The organism is Chromobacterium sp. (assembly GCF_041912965.1).
In the GTDB taxonomy this organism is placed as follows: domain Bacteria; phylum Pseudomonadota; class Gammaproteobacteria; order Burkholderiales; family Chromobacteriaceae; genus Chromobacterium; species Chromobacterium aquaticum.
In genome coordinates this window covers 23167-36276 of the sequence record NZ_JAYSGF010000035.1, presented here as the reverse complement: position 1 = coordinate 36276, position 13110 = coordinate 23167, and the positions used below count along the sequence as shown (strand labels likewise).

Sequence of the window (13110 nt, the reverse complement as noted above, 5' to 3'; positions counted from 1 at the left end):
TAGAGCCTGTTCACGATCTTTTTTCAGTGTGTTGAATTGCTGATTTAGGTGCACAGGAAACCGCGTACCCGATGTGCCCCCACTCCCTTCAAGCCTGCCGTCGGGTGGCAGGCCCGAGGTCTTAAGCGGCTGCTTTGTTTGAGCGATTTGACGTTAGCAAATCGCGAGTTCAGCCGCGCCTCGGGCCTGACGGGCCCCGACGGGAAGCCGGAGGCCAGGCTTGCAGGGCGGCCTTTAGGGTAAAGGGAGATTTGGCCGCGCAAATCTCCCTTTCCGTTTGCCGGGCGGAACCGGCCCTAAATCATTATCCGCAAAGCGGATTCAATGCTTTAGAGCAATCTGCAGGAAAGATCGTGAACAGGTTCTTGCAGCGTTGACCCGCCCCTTGCTCCACTGCTACATTCCGGCCTTGGTGCTGAACACACCTGTCAGGCGGAACCCGCGCTCGTCAGTCGCGGCTTCTCAGTCATATTCCCCATCCCGCCAATGCGGACGAGGAATGCCATGCCAGGAGTTCATCATGGATAAACATCCCATCCCCACGCCTTCCATCTCCAAACTCGAAACCGCGGACGCGCTGGCCAACGGCCTGGAAGCGCTGAATCTGTTGCGCCCGCTGCTCGCCAGCATGCGCCAGCAGATCGCCGCGCCGCAGCCGGACTTGGAACAGCTGAAAGGCTTGTGCCAAGCGGCCAGCTGGATCGCCGACGAATACCACAACTACCTGGACGCGATGTGGCGGGACGAAGCCCGCGCCAAGGCCACCGCGTCCTAGAACTAACCGTCACCGCGTCCTCCGCGCCTAGGCGCTGAAACGCAAACAGCGCAAGGCCCATCGCCTTGCGCTGTTTTCCGATCCGCGTTCGCGACGAACGCTGGCGACTCAAGCCAAGCGCTTCGCCATCACATAATCGTCCATTACAAAGCCGTTGCCGATGTCGAACACCGCCTCCTCCCGCAAGGTAAAACCACGCTGCTTGTACACCGCGATAGCGCCGGCATTGTACTTGTTCACCGTCAGCACCAAGGTATGACAGCCGTGCCGGCGCGCCGCGTCTTCCGCCGCGTCCAGCATATAAGCGCCCAGGCCGCGGCCACGCGTCTCCTCCAATAGATACAGCTGCTCCAGCTTCATCTCCCCCGGCGTCGCCGTCAGCGCGTAACTGCAATAGCCCACCGCCCGGCCATCCAGCTTCAATAGCCCGAACCAGCGGTCCGGCGCGTCCAGATAAGCGGACAGCTTTTCCGGGACATAACGGCCGGCCAGCATGTATTCGATCTGCTCGCGGCTGATCATGCTGATGAAATGCTGATGCCAGATCTCGCCGGCCAACTCGGCCAGCACGGGAAAATCGGCGGGGGTCAATGGCTCCAGACAAACGTTTTGGCTCATGCGCGGCATACTCCGGGTTTCATGGGATCACCTACAGACAATGCGGACAACTGCCGGCATTCACAAGCCCGCGGCCCGCCAGTTTGTCGCGGCGGCTTCACCCGAGCAGGCAAGACAGTTAGAATACAAACATCATAAAACGGCGCCAAAAACCCGCCGCCGCCACCTCCCCGCAGCGAGACTCCATGCACTTCATCTTCGATATCGACGGCACCATTTGCTTCAATGGCAGAACCATCAGCCCGGCCATCCAGGACGCGCTGGACAGCCTGCGCCAGCACGGCCACCAGCTGGGCTTCGCTTCCGCCCGCCCCTACCGCGACATCCTGCCCTTGCTTGATGCCCGCTTCCACGACGCGCTGATCATCGGCGCCAACGGCGCGATGAGCCACCGGCAAGGCCAGCTGCACCGGCTGAACCCCATCCCGGACCCGGTGTTCGCCGACATCACCCAGTTGGCACAACGCTTCGCCGCGTCCTACCTGGTGGACCTGAGCTGGAACTACCACTACAGCGGCGATGCCAGCCACCCCTTCCTCAACAAGGTGGACCCCGGCAAACTGGCCAGCCATGTCGGCGCCGAAGACATCCACCAACCAACCAAGCTGCTGATCACCGCCTGCGCCGACGTCCACGGCCTGCGCCAGGAGCTGGACGCCCACGCCGGCGTGGAACTGCACCACCATTCCGATGAGCAGATCTTCGACATCACCGCCGCCGGCGTCAGCAAGATGGCCGCGCTGCGCCAATGCGGCATCGCCGCCGAGGAGCTGATCTGCTTCGGCAACGATAGCAACGATGTCAGCATGTTCCTGGACGCCGGCCACTCGGTGCAGGTGGGCGCCCATCCGCGGCTGGCGGAACTGGCCAGCGAGCGCTTGCCGCTGGACCAGGACATCGAAACGCGGCTGGTGGACGTCATCGCGCGGCTGAGCCACGAACGCGCGCGACGGGATTGAAAAAGCGCGTTCCGCCGAGGATAAAGAAGGTGGAGCCGCTCACTAAAGAGACCGCGCCGCGACGACTCGCCGTTGATGCGCGGCCCGCGTCTGCGCGCCTTGTCTCTGGCTCTCTGCGAGATTGAGTGAGCGGCGCCAAGTAGATTGCCGTTGCCTCTCTGCCCGCCTCAATTCCGTGGAGCGCTCATGGCCGCCACCCTGAAGCTGTCCGAACTGATCAGCTCGCTGAGCTACGCGCTGGACATCACCGAAGGCCAACCCGAGGGCCATGGCATCCGCAGCTGCTGGATAGGCATGCATATCGGCCAATGCATAGGCCTGCCGCCGCAACGGCTATGGGATTTGTACTACGCCATCCTGCTCAAGGACCTGGGCTGCAGCAGCAACGCGGCGCGGATCTGCGCGCTGTACCAGACCGACGATCGCAGCTTCAAGCAAGACTTCAAGCATGTGGGCGCCGGCCTGCCGCAGCTGCTGGGCTTCGTGCTCAAGAACACCGGCACCCACAGCGAGGGCTGGGCGCGGCGCGCGGCCTCCATCCTCAAAGTGCTGCGCCACGGCCGGGCGATGGCGAGTGAACTGATCAACACCCGCTGCCACCGCGGCGCCGACATCGCCCGCCAGCTGCGCTTCAATGAAAACGTGGCGCGCGGCATTCAATCTCTGGACGAGCACTGGGACGGCTCCGGCTGGCCGCTGGGGCTGCGCGGCGACGCCATTCCGCTGAATTCGCGCATCGCGCTGCTGGCCCAGGTGATAGACGTGTTCCACATCACCCACGGCCGCCAGGCGGTGCTGGAGCAGGCGCTGCGCCGCGCCGGCGGCTGGTTCGATCCGGAACTGGTGGCCGCCTTCCGCCGCGTGGGCGCCCGGTCGGACTTCTGGCGGCAGTTGGAGGCCGACGACATCGACCAGGCGGTGCTGAGGCTGGAGCCGGCCCAATGCGCGGTGCCGCTGGACGAGGACTATCTGGATGAAATCGCCGAAGGCTTCGGCCAGGTGGTGGATTCCAAAAGCCCGTTCACCGCCGGCCACAGCCAAAGAGTGGGCCATTACGCCGACCAGATCGCCGCGGAGCTGGAACTGGGCCTGGAGCGACGGCGCTGGCTGAAACGCGGCGCGCTTCTGCACGACGTGGGCAAGCTGGGGGTCAGCAACACCATACTGGACAAGCCCGGCAAGCTGGAGGCGGATGAATGGGAGGCGGTCAAACGCCACGCCGGCTACACCGAGGCCATTCTGGGCCGCATCGAACACTTCGCCGAACTAGCCTGGGTGGCCGGCGCCCACCACGAGCGCCCGGACGGCGGCGGCTACCCGCGCGGCCTGTCCGGCGACGCCATCGCGCTGGAAACCCGCATCATCACCGCCGCGGACATCTTCGACGCCATCAACGCGGAACGCCCCTACCACCCGGCCACCCCGGCGCCGCAAACCCTGGACATCATGCGCCGGCACCTGGGCAGCGCCATCGACGCCACCTGCTTCGCCGCGCTGGAACAAGTGCTGCGCCAGAAAGGCGCGCTGTCTTGAGCGCGTGAAAAAGCCGACCCCGCGGGGCCGGCCTCCACACCGATTCAAGCCGGCTGCTGCTGTGTCGCGCAGTGGATGCCGCCGCCGCCGGCGGCGATGCCGTCTATATTCAGCTGCACCACCTCCCGCTGCGGAAACAGCTCGCGCAGCGCCGCGCGCGCGTTGCGGTCGGCCTTGGCGTCGCCGAACTCCGGCGCGATCACCGCGCCGTTGCAGACATAGAAATTGATATAGCCGGCGGCCATCTCGTGGCCTTCGTACTCCGGCCGTACCCGCTCCGGCCCCGGCAACACCACCACCTCCAGCTTGCGGCCGCGCGCGTCGCGCGCCTGGCGCAGCAGGCTCAGGTGATGGCGGGTGACCGCGTAATCGTAGGACTGCGGGTCCGTGTCCAGCCCGGCCACCACCACGCCGGGGCGGACGAAACGGGCGTAGAAATCGGTGTGGCCGTCAGTGATGTCGCGGCCGGCGATGCCGGGCAGCCAGATCACTTTTTCCACGCCCAGCAAGCGGCGCAGCTCGCGCTCGCACTGCGCCTTGCTCCAGCCGGGATTGCGGTTGGCGTTGAGCACGCAGCTTTCGGTGATGATGGCGCTGCCTTCGCCATCCACCTCGATGCCGCCTCCTTCCAGCACCAAGCGGGTAGACACGACGGGCACGCCGGCCTTGGTCGCCACCGCGGCGGCCACCTTGGCGTCCCTACGGTGCGCCTGCTTGCCGCCCCAGCCGTTGAAGTTGAAATCCACCGCCGCCGCCCCGTCCTTGCCCTTGACGAAGATCGGGCCGCTGTCGCGTATCCACAGATCGTCCAGCGGCTGCTCCACCAGTTCCACCTTGGGTCCGCACAGCTTGGCCGCCAGCGCCATGTCCTCGGCCCGCGTCAGCATGCGCACCGGCTCGTGGGCGGCGATGGCCTGGGCCACTCGCGCCAAATCCCGCCGTACCACCGGCAGCAAGCTCGTGCCCCACACCTCCAGGCTGGGACCGAAGGCCATCCAGGTGGCGGCGTGGCCTTCGCCCTCGTCCGGCATGCGATAGCCGGCCGCGCTCGGCTCCGCGCTCCAAGCGCGGGCGGCCATCATGCCGCCCGCCGTCAACAGGCTTGCGCCCAGGAATTGTCGTCTAGTGCTCATCGCCGTGTCTCCAAGGCCGGTTTCCAGCCACATGGCCGTGCTTGGCATTGTGCAAGCGGACATGCATTTAAAAAAGCGATGAATTTTGCGGAAACCTATCAATTTCTATCATGCATTTGCCGCCGCCGCGCGCCGGCGGAAAGAATGACATAAGCTGAAGACGGAATACAGGAGGGACCGGCATGCGTCTCGCGCTTTGCATCATCATCGCCGTCATCGCGGCCCAGGCCCGCCTGGCCCTGGCGCAAGATCCAGAACTGGTGATGGGCTACCGCACCAATGAACGGCGTCCCTATATCGACGACGACAACGACGAAGGCATCTATAAAACCCTGTACAGCCGCGCCTGCCAAAGAATCGGCTGCACGCTGAAAGTGGTGCGCCTGCCAAAGAAGCGCGTGCTGCAAGCACTGGCGCAGGGCGAGGTGGACTTCTATCCCGGCTACACCTACAACGCGGAGCGCGAGCCCATCGCCCTATTCCTGCCCAACGGCCTGCGCGAGCGCCATGTCGTCATTACCCGCGCCAGCCACCCCGCCGTACGCGGCTACGCCGATCTGGGCAATGGCGTGGAACTGCGCAACCTGGGCAACCCGGACCTGATTCCCCTGTCGTGGCAAGCGCGCATCAAGGTACTGCAAGTGCCCGAATTGGATGTGGAACGCGCCTTCCGCCTGATCAGCGCCGGCAAGGGAGATTTCTACATCTACGACGAACTCACGCTGCGTTTCTACTGGGAGCGGCTGCGGCCCACCGGGCTGACGCTGCACCCGTCGCTGGAGCCCTGGCAAGCCATGCATATGGGCTTTTCCAAACACTCCCGCTTTTACCGCGCGCAGCCCAATCCGGATTACCGCGCCGACCAGCCCTTAAGCCCGGACAACTACCCGCTGCGGCTGGACCCGGCCTCGCTGGCCGGCAGACTGACGGCCACCTTGCAGGCGATGAAGCAGTCCGGCGAAACCGAACGCATCGTCGAGCGCTTTCTCCAGGCGCCGGCCCGTTGAGAGCGCCCGGGCTTCTGTTTGGACAAACGCCACGGACAAAACCCCTGACGCCGTCTTGCGATGCACAGGGGTTTTCCGGTAACGGAGAGTCTATTCAAAGTCCTGCACACTAGGGCATGACAAGGCGAAAACCGCTGCGAAAGCGGAATGTACGCGAGGTACATGAGCATTTCGAAGCAGTACTCACCGTGTCACGTTTCACGACGCGCAGCAGATCGTAAACAGGTTCTAAGAGCCGCTAACAAAACCGCGCAGCGCACCTGAGCCAAGGCGCGCCGACGCAGGCAGTACAAGTAGTACGACAAGGAGGCGCAACGCAGGATCAGGGGTTTTGTTAGCGGGTCTAAGGCGTGACCCGCATATACGGCGTAGTACTCAGCGTCGCGCTGATGGTACAACCGCCGGACAACTGCGCCGCGTCCAGGCCGATCACGGTTTCACTGCCATTGTCGGCGACGCTGCCGACAATCTTGCTGGGCCCGCACAAGCCGCCGGCGATCGGCGATTTGACGTTCACCGCCACATTATCCAGCGTCAACTGGGTGGCGGTATCCACATGGCCGGTCCACGGCGAGGTGACCGAGGCGCTGGGCTTGATCAGCTTGCACAGCGCGCCGCCGCTGAAGGAGGCACTGGTGATGGCGACATTGCCATAGCCGTCCACGGTGCCGCTGAACACCGCCTTGCAGTCCAGATCGATGCCGAACTTACCCACCTTGGCCGGCCCCACCGCGGAAAACGGCATAGGCGCGCCGCCGGGTCCGGGCGGAGTGATGGTGACGGCAAAGGCGGATGCGGCGGCCAGGCTGAGCGCGGCGATGGCGAGACGATGGGATAAGGTCATGATGGCTCCTTGCTTGAGAAGGTTGATTCATGCCAATCGGCAAGAAGCCAATAAATTAATATTCCAATTGAATTGAACGTTTGATTTCAATCAAGCCGCGGCCCGCGCCGGCCCTGGCCTATGGGCTGATGCACAAGCGTCAGCTGTCGGCGCCGACGCGCACGACCATGAGCAAGAACAAGACAAGGCCTTGCGGCTGAAGAAGCGGAATCTGCAAGTGGTACATAAGCATTCCGAAGCGGAGCTTACCGTATCGAATCTCACGAAGCGCAGCGGGCTTTGAACAGGCTCTCAGGGAATCATCACCGTGAACTGGCCGGGCGCGTTGATCTTGATCACCCCGCCCCAGTTGCACATCAGCATGCTGTTGCTGTCCAGCGCCGGCATATTGGCGATCAGCACCGTGGGCGCGCCCGGGGTCCATGGCGCGGCGGTGACCGGGATGCAGGGCATGGGCGTCAGCACGCCCATCGCGGCGGCGGTGGCGGCCGCCACCATAGGGTTGGCCGGGCTTTGGCACATGCCGAAGGGCATGATGTTGAGCATGGGCACGTGGTCCATGATATTGGCCGCCGGCACGCCGCCGGCCATCACTCGATTAACCGGCAACACCACCAGGCTGCTGGGGGCGACGCCGAAACTGCATTGCAGCATCGCGCCCATGCATACTTGCGGACATCCCATGCGGCGTCTCCTCGCTCTGGCGGAAAATGAAATGACATCGTCACGCCAAAGCCCAGTGCCGTCAAGCGCGGCCGCGCCAGCGCTGGCCGCGCCGGCCCAGCACTCGTTCCAGCCCCAGCAACAGCAGCGACACCGCGGCCGAGCTCAAGGCGATCAAGCTGGCCATCGCCGCCGCCGCCGCGGTGTCGCCGGCATCGTCCATGGTGACGATGGCCACCGCGGCCAGGCTGTTGTCCGGGCTGGCGATGAAGATCAGCGCCGACAACGTGGTCATCGCCGACACGAATAGATAGCGCATCACGTCCAGCAGCGCCGGCAGGCACACCGGCAGCGTCACCCGCCGCAGCGTCACCCAGAACGGCACTTTGAGCGAGGCGGCCACCGCTTCGAATTCGCCGTCCAGCTGCTTGAGCGCGGTGCTCATGGTCAGGTGGGCGGTGGTGTAGAAGTGGGCGATGGTGCAGGCCGCCATTAGCGTCATGCCGCCGTAGAGCACATGCAACGGATTGGCCGGATGATTGAAGAAGAACACATAACCCAGGCCCAGCACCAGGCCGGGCACCGCCATCGGCAGCATGGCGAAGAAGCGCAACAGCGCGCGGCCCAGCGGCGCCGCCGGCAGCTTCTCGCAGGCGTAGGCGCCGGCGAACACCAGCAGGCTGCCGATGCCGGCGGTGATGGCGGCCAGCTTCAAGCTGTTGAAATAGGCGCTCCAGCCGCCGCCGTCTACGCTGTCGAACTGGTAGTGCGCCAGCGTCAGGCTCAAATCGTAGGGCCAGTATTTGATGAAGGAGGCGACGATGCCGACGCCGAGCAAGGCCAGCAGCGGCAGCGAGATCACCGCCAGCAGCAGCCAGGCGGCCAGGTCGCGCCATAAGCCGCGGCCCGGCGAAAACGGCACCGCGCGCGCGCTCAGCGCCGCCTGCTGGCGGCGCGCCATGCGCCGTTCGATGAAGAAGGAAAACACCGCCGGCAGCAGCAGCATCAGGCCCACCACCGCGCCGCGCGGGAAGTTCTGCTGCCCCACCACTTGCTTGAAGGCTTCCACCGCCAGCACATTGTAGTCGCCGCCCACCACCTTGGGCACGCCGAAGTCGGTGATCACCAGGGTGAACACCACCAGGCCCGCCGACACCAGCCCATAACGCGCGCCCGGCAGGGTAATGGTGAGGAAGCGGCGCAGCGCGCCGGCGCCCAGCGCGCGGCCGGCCTCGTACAAGCGCGCGTCCGATGCCGACAGCGCGGTCAGCAGGATCAGCAGCGCGTGCGGAAAGGTGTAGAAGGCTTCGCCCAGCACCATGCCCCAGAAGCCGTAAATGCTGGCGCCGGCCAGCCAGGATTTGAGCAGGCCCTGGTTGCCGAACAAATACACCAGCGAGATGGCCGGCATCAGCGACGGTGCCAACAGCGGCGACAGGGCGATCTGGCGGAACACCCCGCCGCCCCAAACGCGGCTGCGGCTCAGCCCCCAGGCGAAGGCGAAAGCCAGCGGCAGCACCAGCGCGGTGACGGTCAGCGCCAGCCACAGGCTGTGGCGGGCGGCGCGCATCAGGCCGGGGCTGTCCAGCACCTGGACGAAGTTGGCCAGGCCAACGAAGCCGTCGTCCATGTCCAACACCGATTTGCCGAAGATGAACAGCAGCGGCAGGCCCAAGGCCAGCGCCAGCAGCGCCGCCAACGTCCACACCAGCGCGGAAGCCAGCCGCCGTTCGCCATTGGCGGCGCCGGCCGGCGCGGCGCGCCATCCGTTCAAGGCGCGGGTCAGCATGCGCCCTCCCCGGCATAGGCCCGCAACAAGGCGGACGGCAGTTCCACCGGCACCACTTCGCCCGGCGCCAGCGGCTGGCGCTGCAGCATGGATGGGCAGATTTCGGCATGCAACACCAGGCCGGGCATGGCTTCCGGCTGCAGGCGCAGCCGGGTCATCGCGCCGCCGAAGCTGACGTCGTCCACCCGCGCCAGCAAGGTGTTGGGCGCGCCGTCCCAGCGCGCCTTGACGATGATGTCTTCCGGCCGCAGAAACAGGGTCAGCGCCTCGCTGTGCGGCAGCGGCGCGTCCAGCCGCAGCAGGCAATTGCCGACGGCGGCGCTGTGCGCGTCCCGCCGCCGCGCCGGCAGCCAGTTGGCGGCGCCGACGAATTCGGCGACGAAGCGGCTGGCCGGCCGGCGGTAGATTTCGGCCGGCGTGCCGATCTGCTCGATGCCGCCGGCGTTCATCACCACCACCCGGTCGGCGATGGCCAGCGCCTCGGCCTGGTCATGGGTCACCATCAAGGTGGTGACGCCCAGGCGCTTTTGCAGGCCCTTGAGTTCGTCGCGCAGCTTGTCGCGCACCCGCGCGTCCAAGGCGGACAGCGGTTCGTCCAGCAGCAGCAGGCCGGGCGAGGTGGCCAGCGCGCGCGCCAGCGCCACCCGCTGCTGCTGGCCGCCGGACAGCTGGGCCGGGTATTTGTCCTCGGCGCCGGGCAGGCCCACCAGGTCCAGGAGTTCGCGCACGCGGCGAGCGTGGCGCGCGCCGCCGCCGCGCGGCTTGAGGCCGTAGGCGATATTGTCGGCGACATTGAGATTGGGGAACAGCGCATAGCTCTGGAACACGATGCCGTAATCGCGGCGCGCCGGCGGTTCGCGGGTGATGTCACGCTCCAGCAGATGAACGCTGCCGGCGTCCGGCTGGTCCAGCCCGGCGATCAGGCGTAGCAAGGTGGTCTTGCCGCAGCCGGACGGGCCCAGCAGGCAGACGAATTCGCCCTTGCGTATGGACAGCGATACGCCGTCCAGCGCGGTGAAGCCGCCAAAACGGCGGCTGAGGCCGCGGACGGACAGGTGTTCGGACAAGCCGCTGAGGCTATCGGCCGGTTTCATGCGCAACTCCAGGATGTCTTGCAATGGGACGACGCCGCCCGGCGGACGGGCGGCGTGACAGAGGAAGCCGGATCAGCTCTTGGGTTCGGCCTTGCTTTCATAGCGGCGCGACCATTCCTGCAGGATGGCCTCGCGCTGCTTGGCGGCCCAGGCGAAGTTGTTCTTGCTCAGGCGCTTGGCGTAGTCGGCGGGGATGAAGGGATTGGGCTTGGCCACGCCGGGCATGGCCAGCACCGCATAGTTCTTTTCATACAGGCGCATCGCCGGCAGGCTGACCGAGAAGTCCGCCAGCTTTTGCGCGGCAGCCAGCTTCTTGCTGCCCTTGAGGATGGCGGTGGCCTCCAGGTCCCAGCCCAGGCCTTCCTTCGGGTAGATCAGGTCTATCGGCGCGCCCTTTTCCTTCAGTTGGGCGCCGCGGTATTCGAAGGAGATGCCTATCGGGTACTCGCCGGCGGCGGCCATCTTGCACGGCTTGGAGCCGGAGTGGACGTACTGGGCCATATTGGCGTGCAGCTTGTCCATATAATCCCAGCCTTTTTTCTCGCCCATCATCTGCAGCCAGGCGGACACGTCCAGATAGCCGGTGCCGGAGGACGCCGGGTGCGGCATCACGATCTGGCCCTTATAGGCCGGCTTGGTCAGATCCGCCCAGCTCTCGGGCTTGGGCAGGTTCTTCTTGGCCGCTTCCACGGTGTTGAAACAGATGGTGGCCGCCCACACGTCCATGCCGGTCCACTTGGGCGGCTTGGCCTTGTCCACGAAGGCCGGGCTCAGCTTTTCCACGCCCTTGGGCGCGTACGGCTGCAGCATGCCCTGCTGGTCCAGGATCATCAGACTGGTGGCGGCCAGGCCCCACACCGCGTCGGCCTGCGGATTGTTTTTTTCGGACAGCAGCTTGGCGGTGATGATGCCGGTGGATTCGCGCACGAAGCGGATCTCGATGTCCGGGTTGGCCTTCTCGAAAGCCTCCTTGTATTCCTTGACCTGGTCCGCTTCCAGCGCGGTGTACACGGTCAGGGTGGTGGCGGCCTGCGCCAGCGGGGCCATCAGGCTGGACAAGGCCAGGCCGGCGGCCAGGACAATCTGCTGTTTCATCGACATCGCTCCAATGGGTTTAGATGTATAGACCTTATGGTCCGCACACCATCCGTGAATCAGCCGCCACCTTACGACGCGTCGATGACAGCGCGGTGACGGCCGGGTGAAGCTTGTCTTGCGCAGCTGGATGTCCTGCCGCCGGCAAGCGGCCTACCAGGCCAGCGGTCCTTTCTCGCCGTTGGCGTGCTCGCCGTAATACAGCGATGGCAAGAGCCGCGCCAGGCAGCTGAACTCGTTGTAGCAATGGCGCATCAGCTCCAGGCCCAGTTGTTCCGGCACCGCTTCGCCGCAGCCATCGGCCGCGCCCAGCAGAAAGCGGCTGCGCAGCACCGCGCCATGGGCGGTGTCGCGCGTCAGATGCACCATCTCCCCGTCCAGCGGATCACCATCGGCGCTGAGCCGCGGCTCGTCGCCAAAGGCGATGCGCGCACACACCGCGGCAGAAACATCGCCGCAAGCGCGCGCCGCCTTGAGCAGGCCGGCGCCGAAAAAGCTTTCCGCCGGGTGGAATTTCAGCACCGCCGACACCGGCGGGATCTCGCCCAAGGCCTCCACCGCACGCACCGTGGCGCCGACATAGCCGCCGCTCTGCCGGCGCGACTCGCTCCAGCCGTGCAATTGCACATGATCGTGCGGATGCCACCAGCGGATATGCTGGGTGGTGTCGAAGAAGTTAAACCACCAGTCGAACATGCGGCCGGCGCAGCCGGGCAGCTCGGTACGCACCGCCACCAACAGCCTGCCGTCGTCCAGCCGGCGCACGCCGGTTTCCAGGGCCAGCGGGCCCGGCTGCAGCAATTCATCGTAAATGCCCGCATGGCGCGGGCGTGTTTCCGTAGTCTGATTCACAGTACACTCCTTGGACAGGTAAAGACCATGGCGCGGCGACGCGCCTCCACAAATTAAGAAACGTTATGCGTTTCCATATTAAGGAAAGCTCATTCAGATGTCAAGCCAGGACCAGGCGCCGCGCTCGCGCGGCCGCCCCGCCGTGCCGGAACAGGAATTGCGCCAACAGGTGCTGGACGCCGCCACTGAACTCTTGCTGAACCAGGGCTATCAGGCCGCCACCATGGCGGCGGTGGCGCAGCGGGCCGGCGTGGCCAAGAAAACGGTGTACCGTTTCGCCGACAACAGCGAGCAATTGCTGGGCGCGGTGATCCACGGCTGGACCGATGACTTCGTCGCGCCGATGCAGGCGCCGCTGACGGACGCCGCCGATCTGCCGCAAGCGCTGGAAGCCTTGCTGAACACAGTGGCGGCCAAGGTGCTGTCGCGCGAAGCGGTGGGACTGTTCCGCTTATTGGTGGGCGATTTTCCCGGCAAGGAGCGGGCGCTGGAACAATACGCCGAGCACGGCGTGCGGCGCTGCGCCGCCTTGCTGGCCGGCTGGCTGGAGCAACAGGCCGCGCGCGGCCTGATCCGCTGCCCGGACCCGATGCAGACCGCCGAACTGCTGCTGGCGCTGACCATCGCCGAACCGCTGCGCCAGATGGCGCTGGGCCTGACCCCGCCGCTACCGGACAGCGATCTGGGCGCGCGCACCCGCGCGGCGGTGGCCTTGTGCTGCGCCGGCCTGCTGCCGCGCTGATCGCCA

The 13110-nt window shown here is 65.6% G+C and carries 13 protein-coding genes; 5 read left to right on the top strand and 8 right to left on the bottom strand.

All coding sequences use genetic code 11. The features are described from left to right. The first annotated feature begins 520 nt into the window (after positions 1-520). Complete coding sequence (locus ACE3QM_RS17375; RefSeq protein WP_374423622.1) at positions 521-775, top strand: hypothetical protein; 255 nt, start codon at positions 521-523, stop codon at positions 773-775. A gap of 108 nt (positions 776-883) precedes the next feature. Here ACE3QM_RS17375 and ACE3QM_RS17370 read toward each other — a convergent pair whose 3' ends face one another. Beyond that, a complete protein-coding gene (locus ACE3QM_RS17370; protein ID WP_374423620.1) occupies positions 884-1393 on the bottom strand; it encodes an N-acetyltransferase family protein in 510 nt (169 codons plus the stop codon). 185 nt (positions 1394-1578) lie between these two features. On the opposite strand from ACE3QM_RS17370, the gene ACE3QM_RS17365 reads away from it, so the two are divergent. Both ACE3QM_RS17365 and ACE3QM_RS17360 read left to right on the top strand, forming a co-directional pair. Continuing rightward, the gene (locus tag ACE3QM_RS17365; RefSeq protein ID WP_374423618.1) at positions 1579-2352 is read left to right on the top strand and encodes an HAD-IIB family hydrolase; all 774 of its coding nucleotides are present in this window, start codon (positions 1579-1581) and stop codon (positions 2350-2352) included. Positions 2353-2538: 186 nt separating this feature from the next. Then, a complete protein-coding gene (locus ACE3QM_RS17360) occupies positions 2539-3885 on the top strand; it encodes an HD-GYP domain-containing protein (protein ID WP_374423616.1) in 1347 nt (448 codons plus the stop codon). 44 nt (positions 3886-3929) lie between these two features. Here the strand turns inward: ACE3QM_RS17360 and ACE3QM_RS17355 are convergent, their stop codons facing one another. After that, a complete protein-coding gene (locus tag ACE3QM_RS17355; protein ID WP_374423614.1) occupies positions 3930-5018 on the bottom strand; it encodes an agmatine/peptidylarginine deiminase in 1089 nt (362 codons plus the stop codon). 182 nt (positions 5019-5200) lie between these two features. Here ACE3QM_RS17355 and ACE3QM_RS17350 point away from each other — a divergent pair, with 182 nt between their 5' ends. Beyond that, positions 5201-6025, top strand: a complete 825-nt coding sequence (locus ACE3QM_RS17350) for a substrate-binding periplasmic protein (RefSeq protein ID WP_374423612.1) — start codon at positions 5201-5203, stop codon at positions 6023-6025. Between the two features lie 343 nt (positions 6026-6368). Here the strand turns inward: ACE3QM_RS17350 and ACE3QM_RS17345 are convergent, their stop codons facing one another. The 6 genes from ACE3QM_RS17345 to ACE3QM_RS17320 form a co-directional block, all read right to left on the bottom strand. Then, on the bottom strand, positions 6369-6869 hold the full coding sequence (locus ACE3QM_RS17345; RefSeq protein WP_231462431.1) for a hypothetical protein: 501 nt from the start codon (positions 6867-6869) through the stop codon (positions 6369-6371). 291 nt (positions 6870-7160) lie between these two features. Beyond that, entirely contained in the window at positions 7161-7553 is a 393-nt protein-coding gene (locus ACE3QM_RS17340) for a DUF4280 domain-containing protein (protein WP_048411856.1), read from the bottom strand. A gap of 61 nt (positions 7554-7614) precedes the next feature. Beyond that, positions 7615-9321 (bottom strand): putative 2-aminoethylphosphonate ABC transporter permease subunit, encoded by a 1707-nt coding sequence (locus ACE3QM_RS17335; protein ID WP_374423609.1) that lies wholly within the window; start codon positions 9319-9321, stop codon positions 7615-7617. Continuing rightward, positions 9315-10415, bottom strand: a complete 1101-nt coding sequence (locus ACE3QM_RS17330) for a putative 2-aminoethylphosphonate ABC transporter ATP-binding protein (RefSeq protein ID WP_374423607.1) — start codon at positions 10413-10415, stop codon at positions 9315-9317. The genes ACE3QM_RS17335 and ACE3QM_RS17330 overlap by 7 nt, the downstream gene beginning before the upstream one ends. A gap of 72 nt (positions 10416-10487) precedes the next feature. Beyond that, positions 10488-11510, bottom strand: coding sequence for a putative 2-aminoethylphosphonate ABC transporter substrate-binding protein (locus tag ACE3QM_RS17325; protein WP_374423605.1), 1023 nt, complete (start codon positions 11508-11510; stop codon positions 10488-10490). 153 nt (positions 11511-11663) lie between these two features. Continuing rightward, positions 11664-12362, bottom strand: coding sequence for a DAPG hydrolase family protein (locus tag ACE3QM_RS17320; protein ID WP_374423603.1), 699 nt, complete (start codon positions 12360-12362; stop codon positions 11664-11666). Positions 12363-12459: 97 nt separating this feature from the next. Between ACE3QM_RS17320 and ACE3QM_RS17315 the strand changes: the two genes are divergently transcribed. Beyond that, positions 12460-13104, top strand: coding sequence for a TetR/AcrR family transcriptional regulator (locus ACE3QM_RS17315; RefSeq protein WP_374423601.1), 645 nt, complete (start codon positions 12460-12462; stop codon positions 13102-13104). The last annotated feature ends 6 nt before the right edge of the window (positions 13105-13110 follow it).